The organism is Bacillus sp. FSL K6-1033, assembly GCF_038630765.1.
Lineage (GTDB): Bacteria > Bacillota > Bacilli > Bacillales > Bacillaceae > Bacillus > Bacillus altitudinis.
Map to the genome: position 1 here is coordinate 1,513,152 of NZ_CP152041.1, position 17,063 is coordinate 1,530,214.

A 17,063-nucleotide genomic window follows, 5' to 3' on the forward strand; every position below is an offset into this window, starting at 1 on the left:
GACTTTATGCCTGAGGGCAAAATTATTAAAGCATTAAGCGGATTTTATTATGTGCTGGATGAGTCTCTAGAAAGTGGCAAAGTAATTCAGTGTAGAGCGAGAGGGATTTTTCGTAAAAACAAAATAACCCCTCTTGTTGGAGATTATGTCGTCTATCAAGCAGATAACGATAAGGAAGGCTATTTGCTGGAAGTAAAAGAGCGGACCAATGAGCTGATTCGGCCGCCTATTAGCAACGTTGATCAAGCGGTGCTCGTTTTCTCAGCAGCAGAGCCGACCTTTAGTACATCGCTTTTAGACAGATTCCTAGTGCTTGTTGAAGAGAGCCGGATTGAACCGATTATCTGCATCACAAAAATGGACTTGCTGAAAACAGAGCAAGAGCGAGAAACGATTCAAGCCTATGCAGAAGACTATCGCCAAATTGGATACGACGTTCATTTAACATCGACGATCGAAGGGGATGGAATTGAAAAGCTGACCCCGCATTTCCATCACAAGATTACTGTATTTGCAGGTCAATCAGGTGTAGGGAAGTCTTCTCTCTTAAATGCGATGAGTCCTGATTTAGCACTGAAAACAAATGATATTTCCTCCCATCTTGGCAGGGGGAAACATACAACAAGACATGTGGAACTCATTCGAACGGCTGAAGGGCTCATTGCTGATACACCAGGATTCAGCTCGCTTGAATTTACAGGTATCGAAGCGGAAGATTTAGGGCTCTATTTCTTAGAAATCAGAGAGAAGAGTGCAGAATGTAAATTCAGGGGCTGTTTGCACGTAAAAGAGCCTGGATGTGCGGTAAAAGAGGCAGTAGAACACGATCGCATCAGAGAGTATCGCTATCAGCATTATTTAGAGTTTTTAACTGAAATTAAAGATAGAAAGCCGAGGTACTAAATCATGGTTTATATTGCCCCATCCATTTTATCAGCCGATTTTGCCAATCTGGAGAAAGATATCCGTGATGTGGAACAAGGTGGAGCGGATTATATTCATATTGATGTGATGGACGGTCATTTTGTACCGAATATGACATTTGGACCAAATGTAGTGGAGGCGATCAGGCCGCATACAAAGTTGCCGCTCGATGTTCACTTAATGATTGAGCAGCCAGACCAGTATATCCCTGCATTTGCAAAAGCGGGCGCTGATATTATTTCTGTTCATGTCGAGGCGTGTCCACACTTACATCGCACGATTCAGCATATAAAAGAACAAGGTGTCAAAGCAGGGGTTGTTTTAAACCCGCACACACCCGTTTCTCAAATTGCGCATGTATTAGAGGATGTTGACCTAGTCTTATTCATGACGGTGAACCCTGGTTTTGGCGGACAGGCGTTTATTCCATCTGTTCTCTCAAAGGTAAAAGAAGTAAAGACACTTAGTGAACAAAAAGGCTTAACTGATTTACTCATTGAAATAGATGGCGGTGTCAATGTAGAGACAGCAAAGAGCTGCAAAGAAGCAGGCGCTAATCTACTTGTTGCCGGCTCAGCGGTATATGGGAAAGACGACCGCGCGGCGGCCATTCAGGCCATTCGAAAAGCATAACAAAAAGAACCAAAGTCATTGTGATCTTTGGTTCTTTTTCAATGGAGAGGAGCGTAATCATGCACATACATATCGTAGCCGGCGGTCCTTTTGCGTACATCCCGCCGCTTGATCATGAAGCATCTGAGGAGGACATTCTCTGGGTCGGCGTAGATCGGGGGACCCTTTTCTTACTAGAGCATGGCATTGTACCTGACAGAGCATTTGGTGATTTTGATAGTGTGACAGAAGAAGAGCTTCATGAACTGAAAAAGAAATTGCCTGCACTCAATTTATTTCAGGCAGAGAAAGATGAAACGGATTTAGAACTTGCGCTGAACTGGTCTTTGCGTCAGAATCCAGCACATATTCAAATTTACGGCATCACAGGCGGAAGAGCAGATCATTTTCTTGGGAATATCCATCTCCTTTACAAAGGCATTCAGCACAAACAGAGCATGACCCTTGTAGATAAACAAAATATCATTCAAATGTTTGGACCTGGTACATACGAAATCAAACAAGACTCGGATAAAAAATATGTGTCGTTTTTGCCCTTCGGTACATCGGTTGAAAAGCTGACATTAAAAGGTTTCAAATATCCTCTGAAAAATTGTCATATTGAGCCTGGTTCCACACTATGTATTAGTAACGAACTCATCCACTCAAATGGTACTTTTTCTTTTCATGAAGGCATATTAATAATGGTAAGAAGCAAAGATTGACCAACCTATCAATGTGGATGGCTGATTAAGCTCAATTGTGCTGCAAGCGGTACTTTTAGGAGGGGGACAAAATGAAATTTTATACAATCAAACTGCCTAGATTTCTTGGCGGCATTGTCCGTGCGATGCTTGGTTCATTTAAGAAAGATTAATGAGTAATCTCCTTTATTTCCACATAAAAACGCCTGCTACAGTTAAATGTAGCAGGCGTTTACTCTTGCTTATACACGCTCAACTTTACCAGATTTCAAAGCTCGAGCTGATACATATACTCTTTTAGGCTTACCGTCCACTAGAATACGAACTTTTTGAAGGTTCGCGCCCCATGTACGTTTTGTAGAGTTCATTGCGTGAGAACGGTTGTTCCCAGCTTTTGTTTTTCTGCCTGTAATAACGCATTTACGTGCCATTTGTTTCCCTCCTAACTGCGAAAACATCATCATATTCTTCATATACGTACTTAGAGATGCCTCAAGATACTTTAATAATTTACCACAGCTTCAAGGGGTTTGCAAGGATTGTTTACTCCTCTTTCAAGAAAAATACCTTGACATCTTGATAAAAAATCAAGGCTATAGTATAAGTAGGATTGGGTCGGATTGAATGATTTCTTTTAAAAAGAAGGGTCTTATAGTAAAATAGTGATAACTCAGGGCAATTTCTCAAAAAGGGGGAACCAATGTGTCCATTGAACTTAGAACGAAATACGGACAAATTGATATATCAAATGAAGTCATTGCAATGGTGGCAGGAGGCGCTGCGATCGATTGCTATGGTATTGTTGGCATGGCGTCCAAAAATCAAATAAAGGACGGCTTGACGGATATTCTCCGCAAAGAGAACTTCAGCCGGGGTGTTCTTGTGCGTCAAAAAGAAGATCGCATTCATATTGATATGTACATCATCGTCAGCTACGGTACAAAAATATCAGAAGTCGCACATAATGTTCAAACGAAAGTCAAATATACGATTCATCACACGATTGGACTTTCAGTTGACTCAGTCAACATTTATGTACAAGGAGTAAAAGTTACGAACCCGTAGTAAGGAGGAAATATATTGTCTATTAGAAATCTGGGTGGCCGCTCATTTGCAAAAATGATTCTTGCAGGTGCTCACCATCTTTCTCAAAACGCACAAATTGTTGATGCGTTAAATGTTTTTCCAGTGCCAGACGGAGACACGGGGACAAATATGAATTTGTCAATGACTTCAGGGGCAAAAGCAGTTGAAGAAACAAATACCGATCACATTGGTAAGGTCGGGGTGGCTCTGTCGAAAGGGCTGTTAATGGGGGCAAGAGGAAACTCAGGTGTGATCCTGTCTCAGCTCTTCAGAGGTTTTAGCAAAAATATAGAACAAAAAGAAACAATTGATGCAAAAGAATTTGCGCTTGCCTTGCAGGCCGGTGTTGATACAGCATATAAAGCCGTCATGAAACCGATTGAAGGAACCATCTTAACGGTTGCAAAAGACGCAGCAAAGAAAGCGGTTGCTGTTTCAGCAACAGAAGACCAAATCGATCGTGTGCTTGAATTAACGATTGAGGAAGCAAGAGCATCACTAGACCGCACACCAGATCTCCTTCCTGTTTTAAAAGAAGTCGGCGTTGTAGATAGCGGCGGTAAAGGACTTCTTTGTGTATATGAAGGTTTCCTTGCTTCATTAAGAGGAGAAGAGCTTCCTCCTAAAACGGCCTCTTTGCCAACATTAAAAGAATTAGTGAGTGCAGAGCATCATAAAAGTGCACAAAGCCATATGAACACAGAAGATATTGAATTTGGCTATTGTACAGAATTTATGGTGAAATTCGAAGAAGACAAACAGTCCTTTGACGAAAATGCCTTCAGAGAAGAATTAAGCGAATTCGGAGATTCACTTCTTGTGGTATCTGATGATACGCTTGCAAAAGTTCATATTCATGCAGAGCAGCCAGGGGATGTCTTATCATATGCACAGCGCTACGGCAGCTTAATTAATATGAAAATTGAAAACATGAGAGAGCAGCATAGCTCGATCGTCAATGAAGAAAAAGATCACTCGCCTGCTGCACCAAAAGCAACAGCTGCTGAAAAACAGCGTTTTGGAGTAGTGAGTGTCGCAATGGGAGAAGGGATTGCTGACTTGTTTAAAAGTATCGGAGCATCCGTCGTCATTGAAGGCGGACAGACAATGAATCCGAGCACAGAAGACATTGTCAAAGCAATTGATAGCATTCATGCCGAAACCGTCTTTATCTTACCTAATAATTCTAATATTGTCATGGCAGCTAAACAGGCGGCAACTGTCTCAAGTCGTGAGGTCGTTGTTATTCCGACAAAGACCGTTCCTCAAGGAATGTCGGCACTTCTTTCTCTAAATGAAGCAGCTTCAAATGAAGACAATGAAGCAGCGATGTTAGAAGCGATTGATCATGTGAAAAGCGGCCAAATTACCTTTGCAGTGAGAGATACCCAAATTGATGGGATCGACATTGCCAAAGGCGATTATATGGGCCTATACAATGGAAAAATCACCTTAACAGCTAAAAATCAATTAGATGCAGCAAAAGAGCTTTTGACCCAAATGGTGACAGAAGATGATGAGATTGTCACAATCATCAAAGGGGAAGATGCATCATCTGATGAGATGGAAGCTTTAGAAGCATATATTGAAGAAACATTTGAAGATGTAGAAGTTGAAGTCCACGATGGAAAACAGCCGCTTTATTCATATATTTTGGCTGTTGAATAAAGAAAGAAGGGCACATGAAGCCCTTCTTCTTCTTTTGCATTTTTTTACTATGTGTTCATTCGTCAAATGAGTTGCGGGAATCGAATGAATCCATTAGTCTAAAGGGAGTAACAAACCAATCTGTGATTGGTGATGAGAGGGGAAGACCTATGAAATTTAGAAGTGTGTTTGATATTATTGGACCCGTCATGATTGGTCCATCAAGTTCGCACACGGCGGGTGCGGCTCGTATTGGAAGAGTGGCTCGCAGCTTGTTCGGAAGAGAACCGAAACGAATTACTGTATCGTTTTATGGCTCTTTTAAAGATACGTATAAAGGACACGGGACAGATGTAGCCATTATCGGCGGTGTTCTTGACTTTGATACATTTGATGAACGAATTAAAACAGCGATCGATATTGCAAAAAGCAAAGAAATCGACATTGAGTTTAAAGAAGAAGATGCGGTGCCAGCGCATCCAAATACAGCAAAAGTAGAAATTTCAGATGCGAATGGAAGCCTTGAATTAATCGGGATTTCCATTGGCGGAGGTAAAATTGAAATCACAGAATTAAATGGCTTTGAACTGAGACTCTCAGGGAATCACCCGGCCATTCTTGTGGTTCATAACGACCGTTACGGGACGATTGCAGCAGTTGCCAATGTGTTAGCGAAATTCGCCATCAACATTGGTCATATGGAAGTGGCACGTAAAGAGGTCGGGCAAGAAGCACTCATGACGATTGAAGTGGATCAGAATATTGATCCAGCGGTTTTAACAGAGCTTGAGACGCTGCCAAACATTATTCAAGTCACACAAATTGCAGAGTAACAACAAGGAGGTTATGTATGATGTTTAAAAACGTCAAAGAACTCGTGCAGCTAACAGAAGAACGGAATACCTCCATTTCAGAAATTATGATTACTCAAGAAATGGAAGTGACAGGGAAGTCACGTGAAGACATTTTCTCGCAGATGTACCGCAACCTAGAAGTAATGGAACAGGCCGTTGAAAACGGACTGAAAGGTGTGAAATCATTATCTGGTTTAACAGGCGGGGATGCGGTGAAACTTCAAGCATATATCGCATCAGGCAAAACATTGTCTGGTCATACCATTTTAGATGCTGTCAGTAAGGCAGTGGCAACAAATGAAGTGAACGCAGCAATGGGAACGATCTGTGCAACGCCTACAGCTGGCTCAGCAGGTGTTGTGCCAGGAACGCTCTTTGCGGTGAAAGAAACATTAAAGCCAACAAAGGAACAAATGGTCAGATTCCTATTTACATCTGGTGCATTTGGTTTTGTTGTCGCCAATAACGCAAGTATCTCTGGTGCAGCAGGCGGCTGTCAGGCAGAAGTAGGATCTGCATCAGGTATGGCAGCAGCAGCCATTGTAGAAATGGCAGGCGGTACGCCGCAGCAATCCGCTGAAGCCATGGCCATCACCTTAAAAAATATGCTGGGTCTTGTTTGCGATCCAGTCGCAGGACTTGTGGAAGTGCCATGTGTGAAACGAAACGCAATGGGCGCTTCTAATGCGATGATTGCAGCAGATATGGCACTTGCCGGCATTACAAGCCGCATCCCTTGTGATGAAGTCATTGATGCGATGTACAAAATTGGTCAAACGATGCCAACCGCTCTTCGTGAGACCGCACAAGGCGGACTTGCTGCAACACCGACAGCAAGAGAGCTTGAAAAGAAGATTTTCGGAGGTGTGACCTCATCTCGTGATACAGAAATTGCAAGATAAGATCTCTGCCTTGAAAGGGATTGGAGAAGAAACAGAAAAAACACTAAATGAACTTGGAATCTACACAGTAGCCGATTTACTCGGCTACTTTCCTTATCGATATGACGACTATGAGCTTCGCAACTTAGAAGAAGTCAGGCATGACGAACGTGTCACAGTTGAAGGAAAAGTGCACAGTGAGCCCGTTCTCACCTATTATGGAAAAAAACGAAGCAGGCTGACATTCAGGCTGCTTGTCGGTCGTTTTTTGATTACAGCCATATGCTTCAATCGCCCTTATTTAAAACGAAGTCTTGTTTTAGGCGATACGGTATCCGTCACAGGGAAGTGGGATAAAAACCGGCAATCCATTATGGTTCAGGAATTTAAAAAAGGAACACACGAACAAGATGGCAGTATAGAACCTGTTTATTCAGTCAAAGAAAATGTAACCGTGAAGATGATGAGACGATTTGTAAAACAAGCGTTGTCACTCTATGTAGATCATGCAGAAGATCCACTGCCAAAACAGCTTGTAGCTGCTTATAAACTCATGTCTTATCAAGAAGCACTAAAAACCATTCATCTCCCTGAAACGAGAGACTCGCTCAAGCAAGCAAGACGACGCTTCGTGTACGAGGAATTTCTCATCTTTCAGCTGAAGATGCAGGCGATCAGAAAAAAAGAACGAGAAAAAACATCAGGCATCCAGCATCCGTTCTCAAAAGAGGCGGTCTTTGAGTTTGTTCATAGCCTGCCGTTCCCGCTGACAAAAGCACAATCAAGAGTGCTGGATGAAATTATGTCAGATATGGCATCCCCGTACCGAATGAACCGGCTTCTTCAAGGGGATGTTGGATCGGGGAAAACAGCTGTAGCGGCAATTGCCCTTTATGCCGCTCATTTATCCGGCTTTCAAGGTGCGCTGATGGTGCCAACTGAAATTTTGGCTGAACAGCATGCCGATTCACTGTATCAGCTATTTGAAAAATGGGGGCTAAATATTGCTCTTTTGACGAGTTCAGTGAAAGGAAAGCGCCGCAGAGAACTGCTTGAACGTCTGAAAGAGGGAGATATTGATATTTTAGTCGGCACGCATGCCCTTATCCAGGACGAAGTGGAATTTCAGCAGCTTGGTCTTGTTATTACAGATGAACAGCACAGGTTCGGCGTGGAACAGCGGAAAAAACTGCGAAGCAAAGGACAGGACCCAGATGTTTTGTTTATGACCGCAACGCCGATTCCAAGAACGCTTGCCATCACAGTATTTGGAGAAATGGACGTCTCTGTCATTGATGAGCTGCCAGCTGGCCGAAAGCAGATTGAAACGTATTGGGTGAAGCATGACATGCTTGAGCGGATTCTTGCTTTTGTTGATAAAGAGCTGAGAAAAGGCAGACAAGCGTATATTATTTGTCCACTTATAGAAGAATCAGACAAACTGGATGTCCAAAATGCGATTGATGTTCACAGCATGCTGACAGAGGCGTATCGCGGAAAATGGTCGATCGGCTTAATGCACGGGAAACTTGCAAGTGATGAAAAAGATCAAGTGATGAGAGATTTCACTTCCAATGAAGTGCAAATCCTTGTATCAACGACAGTTGTTGAAGTTGGAGTCAACGTGCCAAATGCGACCATCATGGTCATTTATGATGCGGACCGTTTTGGGCTGTCACAGCTTCATCAGTTAAGAGGCCGGGTCGGACGCGGAGAGCATCAATCTTTTTGTATTTTAATGGCGGACCCTAAATCAGAGACCGGTAAAGAGCGCATGCGGATCATGTCTGAAACAACGGATGGCTTTGAACTGTCTGAAAAGGACTTAGAACTAAGAGGCCCTGGCGACTTCTTTGGCAAGAAACAAAGCGGAATGCCTGAATTTAAAGTGGCTGATATGGTTCATGACTATAGAGCGCTTGAAACCGCTAGAAAAGATGCGGCAGAGCTCGTGCAGTCTGAAGCCTTTTGGACAGACCCTGAATACAAAGAACTTAGGCAAACACTCGTAGACAGCGGTGTGCTTGGCGGAGATAAATTGAGCTGATCAAGTGCTGGAGGAATTTTCTTGTCTTTTTGAAACAAGGATTGATTTATCATCTATGAGATTATATACTACTATTAGTACCTAGTCATAAATGTACGGATGGTGTCTGCATATGAAACTAAATAAAAAAGAACGACAAAGGCTTCTCCAGCAAACGATCAGCTCGACTCCGTTCATTACTGATGAAGAATTGGCAAGTAAGTTCGGTGTAAGCATTCAAACAGTTCGTCTTGACCGTTTGGAGCTGTCAATCCCTGAGTTACGCGAACGAATTAAGCACGTGGCCGAAAAGACATTAGAGGATGAAGTGAAGTCTCTTCCGCTGGATGAAGTTATTGGAGAAATGATTGATGTAGAGCTTGATGATCAAGCGATTTCCATTTTTGAAGTAAGAAAAGAGCATGTATTCAGCCGTAACCAAATTGCCAGGGGACATCATCTTTTTGCCCAGGCAAATTCGCTGGCAGTAGCCGTCATCGACGATGAACTGGCTTTGACAGCAAAAGCAAATATTAAGTTTACAAGGCAGGTCAAACAAGGCGAAAGAGTCGTCTCAAAAGCCAAAGTTGCCTCACATGATAAAGAAAAAGGCAGAACCGTAGTTGAAGTAAACAGCTATGTAGGTGAGGAAGTTGTCTTCTCAGGCGATTTCGTCATGTATCGCTCAAAACAAAAGTAAAAGGTGGCACATAACATGAGAATTGCAGTCGATGCAATGGGGGGAGATCATGCCCCTAAAGCCATTATTGACGGTGTGCAAAAAAGCTTAGAAGCATTTTCAGATATCGAGATTACACTAGTCGGCGATGAAAGCAAGATCAAATCATACATAACAAATCATGAACGCATCACGATCTTAGATGCAAAAGAAGTCATTGAACCAACGGATGAACCAGTGCGTGCAGTGAGACGTAAAAAGGATTCTTCTATGGTGAAAATGGCGCAGGAAGTTTCAGAAGGAAGAGCAGATGCCTGTATTTCAGCTGGAAATACTGGGGCACTCATGACAGCAGGCCTGTTTATCGTAGGCAGAATTGATGGCATTGACAGACCAGCACTTGCTCCGACGTTGCCAACACTTGATGGCAGCGGGTTCTTATTATTGGATGTCGGCGCAAACGTTGATGCAAAGCCAGAGCATCTTGTGCAATATGCGATGATGGGATCTATTTACGCAGAGCATGTCTTCCCGAAGAGCAATCCACGCGTTGGACTTTTAAATGTCGGGACAGAAGATAAAAAAGGCAACGATTTAACGAAAAAAACCTTTGAATTATTAAAAGCATCAGATTTGAATTTCGTAGGAAATGTAGAATCGCGTGACTTATTAGAGGGTGTAGCTGATGTCGTTGTCACAGATGGTTTCACGGGGAATATCGCCCTTAAAACGATCGAAGGCACAGCCCTTTCTGTTTTTAAAATGCTGAAAGAAACCTTAACATCCAGTTTCACAGCTAAAATAGCAGCAGGTATGATGAAGCCAAAATTAATGCAGATGAAATCTAAAATGGATTACTCCGAATATGGTGGTGCCGCATTATTTGGTTTAAAAGCACCCGTTATTAAAGCGCATGGTTCCTCTGATGAAAATGCGATTTTTCATGCCATTCGTCAGGCGCGCGACATCGTTAAAAAAGACGTTTCAGCTATCATTCATCAAGAAGTTCAAAAAGAAGACACGAATGAGTCGTAATGGAGGTAGAGCAGCATGAGTAAAATTGCTTTTTTATTCCCAGGCCAAGGCTCTCAAAAAATTGGCATGGGAAAAGATTTATTTGACCAAGAAGCAGCATCTAAAGCTGTGTTTGAAGAAGCAGATCAGACCCTTGGTTTTGATTTATCTTCAATGATTTTTGAAGGAGATGCAGAAGAACTGACGCTGACATATAATGCACAGCCAGCTCTTTTAACGACAAGCATCGCGATCTTAAAGAAGTTTGAAGAGAGCGGAATCAAAGCAGATTATGCAGCAGGGCACAGCCTGGGTGAATATACAGCCCTTGTTGCAGCGGGAGCTCTTTCGTTTAAAGATGCCGTTTACGCAGTGAGAAAGCGCGGCAAATTAATGAATGAAGCCGTTCCAGCAGGAGAAGGCGCAATGGCGGCGATTCTTGGCTTAGACCAAGCAGCGCTTGTAGAAGTGACAAAAGAAGTGACAGAAAGCGGTCATCTTGTAGAACTTGCGAACTTAAACTGTCCGGGCCAAATCGTCATCTCTGGTACAGCAAAAGGTGTGGAACTTGCATCAGAGAAAGCGAAAGAAAAGGGCGCAAAACGTGCAATTCCACTTGAAGTGAGTGGACCTTTCCATTCTGCATTAATGAAACCAGCAGCTGAAAAATTCACAGATGTATTATCTAAATTAGACATTTCTGATGCCGCGACGCCAGTGATTTCAAACGTAACAGCAGACATCGTGACATCACGTAATGAAATTGAAACGAAGCTGATTGAACAATTGTATTCTCCTGTTCGATTTGAAGAAAGTGTAGAACGCCTGATTGACTTAGGCGTGACAACATTTATTGAAATTGGTCCTGGTAAAGTGCTCTCAGGTCTTGTGAAAAAAGTCAATCGCCGCCTGACGACCATTTCCGTATCAGATCAAGCAACAATTGAAGCAGCCATTCAAACACTCAAGGGGGATTCTTGATGCTTACAAATAAAACAGCCGTTGTTACAGGTGCATCACGCGGTATTGGCCGTTCGATTGCGATCGATTTGGCGAAAAAAGGTGCCAATGTTGTGGTGAACTATTCAGGCAACGAAGCAAAAGCAAATGAAGTCGTCGATGAGATCAAAGCAATTGGCCAGCAGGCTTTTGCTGTCAAAGCGGATGTGTCAAATGCAGAAGAAGTACAGGCATTAATGAAACAAGCCGTTGATACATTTGGTTCAATCGACATTCTTGTGAATAATGCTGGAATTACAAAGGACAACCTGCTCATGAGAATGAAAGAAAATGAATGGGATGATGTCATTAACATAAACTTAAAAGGTGTCTTCAACTGTACAAAAGCTGTGACACGTCAAATGATGAAACAGCGCAGCGGAAGAATCATCAATGTAGCATCTGTTGTCGGCGTTTGCGGAAACCCTGGACAAGCAAACTACGTTGCAGCAAAAGCAGGTGTGATCGGTTTAACGAAAACAACAGCGAAAGAGCTGGCAAGCCGTCATATTACAGTCAATGCCGTAGCACCAGGCTTTATTTCTACTGATATGACTGACAAGCTTGATGAGAATGTTCAAACAGAAATGCTGAAGCAAATCCCGCTCGCACGCTTTGGTGCGCCTGAAGATATAAGCAACGTTGTTGTCTTTTTAGCTTCAGAAGGAGCAGGTTATATTACAGGCCAAACCATCCAAGTAGATGGCGGAATGGTTATGTCCTAAGAAATATCAAAATTTCGTTACGTTTTCTCTAGTTTTTTAAAAACGAATCAACTATAATACTTTGAGGGGAGGTGAAAGGCAATGGCAGACGTATTAGAGCGTGTATCAAAAATTATTGTAGACCGCCTTGGCGTTGATGAGGCTGACGTGAAAATGGAAGCTTCATTTAAAGAAGATTTAGGCGCTGATTCCCTTGATGTAGTTGAGCTAGTTATGGAACTTGAAGATGAGTTCGATATGGAAATTTCTGACGAAGATGCTGAAAAAATTGCAACAGTCGGTGACGCTGTGAACTACATAAATAGCCAGCAATAAGCGTAACAAAGTCCCGTCTATTTTCATGGCGGGACTTTGAAAATTTATGTTAGTTTCAACATATTCAGCTGATCAATTGTCAGCCTTTTTCAGATGCTAAGGAGCACGGTTTCCTTGCATGTAGAAAGAGAGACTCCATATAATCAGTATCCTTAAAGGCGATGACGCCTACCTGGAGGTTGCTATGCCAAAACACTATAAAGACAAACAGAAACAGAGCAAAAAACTAGAGCAATTCAGAGAATTTCAGCAGCGCATTTCTGTACACTTTAAAAATGAAAAACTACTCTATCAAGCCTTTACACATTCCTCTTATGTGAATGAGCATCGGAAAAAACCTTATGAGGATAATGAAAGACTTGAATTTTTAGGGGACGCTGTTTTAGAATTGACGATCTCACAGTTCTTATTTGCAAAGTATCCAGCCATGAGCGAGGGAGATTTAACAAAATTGAGAGCGGCGATCGTATGTGAGCCATCACTTGTGTCATTAGCACATGAGCTGTCCTTCGGAGACCTTGTTCTTTTAGGAAAAGGGGAAGAAATGACAGGCGGCAGAAAGCGTCCGGCACTCTTAGCAGACGTATTTGAGGCGTTTATCGGAGCGCTTTATTTAGATCAAGGACTTGAGCCTGTTGAACGATTCCTAGAAGCCTATGTGTACCCGAAAATTAATGACGGGGCATTCTCACATGTTATGGACTTTAAAAGCCAGCTTCAAGAATTTGTTCAGCGAGATGGAAAAGGTGTACTTGAATACCGAATCCTGCATGAAAAAGGCCCAGCACATAACCGGGAATTTGAAGCCAATGTATCCCTTAGAGGAGAAGTGCTCGGAATTGGAAATGGCCGTTCAAAAAAAGAAGCGGAACAGCATGCTGCACAGGAAGCACTTGCTAAATTACAGAAACATCATATGAACCAATAAAATCCCCCTCGTGATTCAGGGGGATTTCACTCTGTTTTCCATCATCTTTTTTCAGTTCATATGGTAAGATAAAAGTACTTTAAATACATAAGGAGGATCACTCTCATGTTCCTCAAACGTTTAGACGTGATAGGATTCAAATCTTTCGCACAGCGGGTGACTGTAGACTTTGTCAAAGGGGTTACAGCTGTTGTTGGACCAAACGGAAGCGGCAAAAGTAATATTACTGATGCGATCCGCTGGGTACTTGGAGAGCAATCAGCAAAAAGCCTCCGCGGAGGAAAAATGGAAGACATCATTTTTGCAGGAAGTGACTCAAGAAAACGAGTCAACTTAGCAGAAGTGACATTAACGCTCGATAACGAAGATCACTTTTTGCCGATCGATTTTCACGAAGTCAGTGTGACAAGAAGAGTCTATCGTTCTGGAGAAAGTGAATTTCTCATTAACAATCAATCTGTCCGCTTAAAGGATATTATTGATCTTTTCATGGATTCAGGTCTTGGAAAAGAAGCTTTTTCGATCATCAGCCAAGGTAAGGTAGAAGAGATTCTATCGAGTAAAGCTGAAGAAAGACGTAGTATCTTTGAAGAAGCAGCTGGTGTCCTGAAATATAAAACAAGAAAGAAAAAAGCCGAGAACAAACTGTTTGAAACGCAGGACAACTTAAACCGGGTAGAAGATATTCTGCATGAACTAGAAGATCAAGTAGAACCACTAAGAATGCAGGCATCTATTGCAAAAGACTATCTGCAAAAGAAAGAAGAACTTGAAAATGTAGAAATTGCTCTCACCGTCCATGATATTGAAGCACTGCACAAAAAATGGACAACACTTGGTGAAGCTGTCGAGCGGTTCAAACAAGATGAAATGAAGCAGTCCACAGACATTCAAGCGAAGGAAGCCAAAATCGAAGAATCGAGAGACCGTATTCAGGCGCTTGACGATTCGATTCATGACCTCCAAGAAGTCCTCCTTTTCACAAGTGAAGAACTAGAAAAGCTTGAAGGGAAAAAAGAAGTTCTAAAAGAACGGAAAAAAAATGCGGCCGCTAACCAAGGGCAGCTAGAAGACACGCTCGTGCGTTTAACCGAAAAACAGGCGTTGTTAACGGAAAAGATTGAACAGCAGAAAGTCACACGTGACAGCCTGCAAACAGAAGTGCAGCAGCTAAAAGATGAAGTGAAAACAAAACAGCATCAGCTGTCTCTTCATAGTGAAGATGTGGAAGGGCAAATTGAACAGCTGAAAAGCGATTATTTTGACCTATTAAACGAGCAAGCTTCTATCCGAAACGAACGTAAATTACTAGAAGAACAGCAGCGCCAAGCAGCCTTGCAGCTAGAGCGGTTAACGCAAAATAATCAGAAACATATCGAAGAACGGGTATCTGTGAAGGAAAAGAAAACAGAAGCCGAGAAGCAACTTTCAGAACGAGAAGAAGACATTTTGGCTCAGGTGAAACGCTTTAGAGAAGCGGAACAAAAGCTAGAGCAGATGAAACGTCAATACGAGAAAAAAGAAACGGCACTTTACCAAGCCTATCAATATGTACAGCAGGCAAAATCTAAAAAAGAAATGCTTGAATCCATGCAGGAAGACTTCTCAGGATTTTTCCAAGGAGTGAAAGAGGTTTTAAAGGCAAAGGATCGGTTAGGCGGTATTCACGGGGCGATTGCAGAGCTGATTCAAACAGAGCAGCAACATGAAACAGCGATTGAAATTGCACTTGGCGCAGCCACGCAGCATGTCGTTACTGAAAATGAAGCGGCTGCCAGACAGGCCATTGGATACTTAAAGCAGCATTCCTTTGGGCGTGCGACCTTCCTGCCGATGAACGTCATCAAAGAACGAACCATTCAGTTCAGAGATATTCAAACAGCTGAGCAGCATGACGCATTTATCGGCGTAGCGAGTCAGCTCGTTTCCTTTGATGAAAAGTATGAAAAAGTCATTCGGAATTTGCTTGGAACGGTCCTGATTGTTCAAGACTTAAAAGGTGCCAACGAGCTAGCGAAAATGCTTGGACATCGTTATCGTATCGTGACCCTTGATGGGGACGTGGTGAACCCAGGCGGTTCAATGACTGGGGGAGGCGTAAAGAAAAAGAACAATTCCCTCCTGTCCAGAAACCGAGAGATTGAAACATTAACAAAGCAGCTCGTTGAAATGGAAGAAAAAACAACGATCCTTGAAAAAGAAACAAAAGAAACGAAGCAATCGATTGCCGAAAGCGAAGTCCAATTAAATGAATTGCGTCAGCGCGGCGAAATGCTTCGAGAAAAGCAGCAAGAGTTAAAAGGGACATTATATGAACTGCAAGTAGCTGAAAAAAATATTAACGCTCATCTAGAGCTCTATGATCAAGAAAAAGAAGAGTTGCAGCAGCGCTCTAGCGAACTTGCGAGCAAGGATAAAGAGCAGGCAGCCCTTGAAACATCTATAGGTGAGAAACTGACCTCTCTTGACGAAGAGATCAACACGTTAACAAAACGGAAGCAGACCCAAAGCTCAACGAAAGAAACCATTTCTTCCGAATTAACAGAGCTGAAAATCTCGCTTGCCAAAAAAGAGCAGTCTTTAGCAAATGAACAAGAAAAACTGTCGAGCTTAACGGCTGAATTAGAAGAGGCTGAAAAGACGCTGACGGAAACAAAAGAAGATTTGTCCCTCTTAACAAGTGAAATGTCATCCAGCTCAAGCGGCGCCGAACAACTGGAAGAAGCGGCAAAAGAGAAACTGGAACATAAAAACAAAACGACAGCGCTTATCTCAGAGCGACGCAAACAGCGCCTGGCTCTTTCTGAAACATTAGAATTCGCTGAACGTGAACTGAAAGAGCAAAAACGTCTGTATAAACAGCTCACGACAAGCTTAAAAGATGAAGAAATCAAGCTTGGCCGCATGGAAGTTGAACTTGATAACCTCATCGCCTATTTAAACGAAGAGTATGCCCTTTCGTTTGAAGGAGCAAAAGAAATGTATCATCTGACGCTATCGCCGGATGAAGCAAGAAAACGCGTGAAATTGATCAAACTAGCCATTGAAGAGCTTGGAACAGTGAACTTAGGCAGCATTGACGAGTATGAACGTGTGAATGAACGTTTTCTCTTCTTAACTGAACAACGCAATGATCTGACAGAAGCGAAAAATACGTTATTCCAAGTCATTGAAGAAATGGATCAGGAGATGACGAAACGTTTCTCTGAGACATTCTCTCAAATCCGCGGGCATTTTGAATCTGTTTTCCAAGCATTATTTGGCGGAGGAAGAGCAGACCTTAAGTTGACAGATCCAAACGATTTACTAAACTCAGGTGTCGATATTGTGGCGCAGCCGCCGGGGAAAAAGCTGCAAAATCTAAGCCTACTTTCAGGCGGAGAAAGAGCATTAACAGCCATCGCTTTATTATTCTCGATCTTAAAAGTGAGACCAGTTCCATTCTGTGTGCTAGATGAGGTAGAAGCGGCACTTGATGAAGCGAATGTGTTCCGCTTTGCCCAGTATTTAAAGAAATACAGCCAAGAAACACAGTTCATTGTGATTACACACCGAAAAGGAACCATGGAAGAAGCAGATGTTCTGTACGGTGTCACGATGCAGGAGTCAGGTGTCTCAAAACTGGTATCTGTCAAACTAGAGGAAACGAAAGAGCTTGTCCAGTAATTA

At 42.5% G+C, this 17,063-nt stretch carries 17 protein-coding genes; 16 read left to right on the forward strand and 1 reads right to left on the reverse strand.

Going from position 1 to position 17,063, the window contains the following annotated elements; translation table 11 throughout:
• The first annotated feature begins 6 nt into the window (after window positions 1-6).
• The 4 genes from rsgA to spoVM all read left to right on the forward strand — a co-directional run bounded on the left by rsgA (window position 7) and on the right by spoVM (window position 2,413).
• The gene (gene rsgA, locus MHH31_RS07670; protein WP_144678830.1) at window positions 7-903 is read left to right on the forward strand and encodes a ribosome small subunit-dependent GTPase A; all 897 of its coding nucleotides are present in this window, start codon (window positions 7-9) and stop codon (window positions 901-903) included.
• Window positions 904-906: 3 nt separating this feature from the next.
• The gene (gene rpe / locus MHH31_RS07675) at window positions 907-1,557 is read left to right on the forward strand and encodes a ribulose-phosphate 3-epimerase (protein ID WP_217967218.1); all 651 of its coding nucleotides are present in this window, start codon (window positions 907-909) and stop codon (window positions 1,555-1,557) included.
• Window positions 1,558-1,616: 59 nt separating this feature from the next.
• The gene (locus tag MHH31_RS07680; RefSeq protein ID WP_047947055.1) at window positions 1,617-2,261 is read left to right on the forward strand and encodes a thiamine diphosphokinase; all 645 of its coding nucleotides are present in this window, start codon (window positions 1,617-1,619) and stop codon (window positions 2,259-2,261) included.
• 71 nt (window positions 2,262-2,332) lie between these two features.
• The gene (gene spoVM / locus MHH31_RS07685; RefSeq protein ID WP_008354550.1) at window positions 2,333-2,413 is read left to right on the forward strand and encodes a stage V sporulation protein SpoVM; all 81 of its coding nucleotides are present in this window, start codon (window positions 2,333-2,335) and stop codon (window positions 2,411-2,413) included.
• 69 nt (window positions 2,414-2,482) lie between these two features.
• On the opposite strand, the gene rpmB is transcribed toward spoVM, so the two are convergent.
• Window positions 2,483-2,671: a 50S ribosomal protein L28 gene (gene rpmB / locus MHH31_RS07690; protein WP_003212514.1), complete on the reverse strand. Its 189-nt coding sequence runs from the start codon at window positions 2,669-2,671 to the stop codon at window positions 2,483-2,485.
• A gap of 271 nt (window positions 2,672-2,942) precedes the next feature.
• Between rpmB and MHH31_RS07695 the strand changes: the two genes are divergently transcribed.
• The 12 genes from MHH31_RS07695 (at window position 2,943) to smc (ending at window position 17,060) form a co-directional block, all read left to right on the forward strand.
• Window positions 2,943-3,305: an Asp23/Gls24 family envelope stress response protein gene (locus tag MHH31_RS07695; protein WP_008344871.1), complete on the forward strand. Its 363-nt coding sequence runs from the start codon at window positions 2,943-2,945 to the stop codon at window positions 3,303-3,305.
• Between the two features lie 15 nt (window positions 3,306-3,320).
• On the forward strand, window positions 3,321-4,994 hold the full coding sequence (locus MHH31_RS07700) for a DAK2 domain-containing protein (RefSeq protein WP_017367228.1): 1,674 nt from the start codon (window positions 3,321-3,323) through the stop codon (window positions 4,992-4,994).
• 149 nt (window positions 4,995-5,143) lie between these two features.
• Window positions 5,144-5,806, forward strand: coding sequence for an L-serine ammonia-lyase, iron-sulfur-dependent subunit beta (sdaAB, locus tag MHH31_RS07705; protein WP_017367229.1), 663 nt, complete (start codon window positions 5,144-5,146; stop codon window positions 5,804-5,806).
• A gap of 20 nt (window positions 5,807-5,826) precedes the next feature.
• Window positions 5,827-6,729: an L-serine ammonia-lyase, iron-sulfur-dependent, subunit alpha gene (gene sdaAA, locus MHH31_RS07710; protein WP_024720342.1), complete on the forward strand. Its 903-nt coding sequence runs from the start codon at window positions 5,827-5,829 to the stop codon at window positions 6,727-6,729.
• Window positions 6,707-8,755 carry an ATP-dependent DNA helicase RecG gene (gene recG, locus MHH31_RS07715; protein ID WP_041507316.1) on the forward strand — a complete coding sequence of 683 codons (2,049 nt, stop codon included), beginning with the start codon at window positions 6,707-6,709 and terminating at the stop codon, window positions 8,753-8,755. Before sdaAA ends, recG begins: the two co-directional genes overlap by 23 nt.
• 112 nt (window positions 8,756-8,867) lie before the next feature.
• Entirely contained in the window at window positions 8,868-9,434 is a 567-nt protein-coding gene (gene fapR / locus MHH31_RS07720) for a transcription factor FapR (RefSeq protein WP_008344859.1), read from the forward strand.
• Between the two features lie 15 nt (window positions 9,435-9,449).
• Window positions 9,450-10,448, forward strand: coding sequence for a phosphate acyltransferase PlsX (plsX, locus tag MHH31_RS07725; RefSeq protein ID WP_017359101.1), 999 nt, complete (start codon window positions 9,450-9,452; stop codon window positions 10,446-10,448).
• Window positions 10,449-10,463: 15 nt separating this feature from the next.
• The gene (gene fabD / locus MHH31_RS07730) at window positions 10,464-11,408 is read left to right on the forward strand and encodes an ACP S-malonyltransferase (protein WP_342495426.1); all 945 of its coding nucleotides are present in this window, start codon (window positions 10,464-10,466) and stop codon (window positions 11,406-11,408) included.
• On the forward strand, window positions 11,408-12,151 hold the full coding sequence (gene fabG, locus MHH31_RS07735) for a 3-oxoacyl-[acyl-carrier-protein] reductase (RefSeq protein WP_342495427.1): 744 nt from the start codon (window positions 11,408-11,410) through the stop codon (window positions 12,149-12,151). The genes fabD and fabG overlap by 1 nt, the downstream gene beginning before the upstream one ends.
• 81 nt (window positions 12,152-12,232) lie before the next feature.
• Window positions 12,233-12,466 (forward strand): acyl carrier protein, encoded by a 234-nt coding sequence (gene acpP / locus MHH31_RS07740; protein ID WP_003212028.1) that lies wholly within the window; start codon window positions 12,233-12,235, stop codon window positions 12,464-12,466.
• A 184-nt stretch (window positions 12,467-12,650) separates the two neighbouring features.
• Entirely contained in the window at window positions 12,651-13,394 is a 744-nt protein-coding gene (gene rnc, locus MHH31_RS07745) for a ribonuclease III (RefSeq protein ID WP_017367233.1), read from the forward strand.
• 105 nt (window positions 13,395-13,499) lie between these two features.
• Window positions 13,500-17,060 carry a chromosome segregation protein SMC gene (gene smc / locus MHH31_RS07750; protein ID WP_100324974.1) on the forward strand — a complete coding sequence of 1,187 codons (3,561 nt, stop codon included), beginning with the start codon at window positions 13,500-13,502 and terminating at the stop codon, window positions 17,058-17,060.
• The last annotated feature ends 3 nt before the right edge of the window (window positions 17,061-17,063 follow it).

Coding starts and splice junctions, on each gene's coding strand:
- rsgA (WP_144678830.1), top strand. CDS start 7: ATGCCTGAGGGCAAAATTATTAAAGCATTAAGCGGATTTTATTATGTG.
- rpe (WP_217967218.1), top strand. CDS start 907: ATGGTTTATATTGCCCCATCCATTTTATCAGCCGATTTTGCCAATCTG.
- MHH31_RS07680 (WP_047947055.1), top strand. CDS start 1,617: ATGCACATACATATCGTAGCCGGCGGTCCTTTTGCGTACATCCCGCCG.
- spoVM (WP_008354550.1), top strand. CDS start 2,333: ATGAAATTTTATACAATCAAACTGCCTAGATTTCTTGGCGGCATTGTC.
- rpmB (WP_003212514.1), bottom strand. CDS start 2,671: ATGGCACGTAAATGCGTTATTACAGGCAGAAAAACAAAAGCTGGGAAC.
- sdaAB (WP_017367229.1), top strand. CDS start 5,144: ATGAAATTTAGAAGTGTGTTTGATATTATTGGACCCGTCATGATTGGT.
- sdaAA (WP_024720342.1), top strand. CDS start 5,827: ATGTTTAAAAACGTCAAAGAACTCGTGCAGCTAACAGAAGAACGGAAT.
- fapR (WP_008344859.1), top strand. CDS start 8,868: ATGAAACTAAATAAAAAAGAACGACAAAGGCTTCTCCAGCAAACGATC.
- plsX (WP_017359101.1), top strand. CDS start 9,450: ATGAGAATTGCAGTCGATGCAATGGGGGGAGATCATGCCCCTAAAGCC.
- fabD (WP_342495426.1), top strand. CDS start 10,464: ATGAGTAAAATTGCTTTTTTATTCCCAGGCCAAGGCTCTCAAAAAATT.
- fabG (WP_342495427.1), top strand. CDS start 11,408: ATGCTTACAAATAAAACAGCCGTTGTTACAGGTGCATCACGCGGTATT.
- acpP (WP_003212028.1), top strand. CDS start 12,233: ATGGCAGACGTATTAGAGCGTGTATCAAAAATTATTGTAGACCGCCTT.
- rnc (WP_017367233.1), top strand. CDS start 12,651: ATGCCAAAACACTATAAAGACAAACAGAAACAGAGCAAAAAACTAGAG.
- smc (WP_100324974.1), top strand. CDS start 13,500: ATGTTCCTCAAACGTTTAGACGTGATAGGATTCAAATCTTTCGCACAG.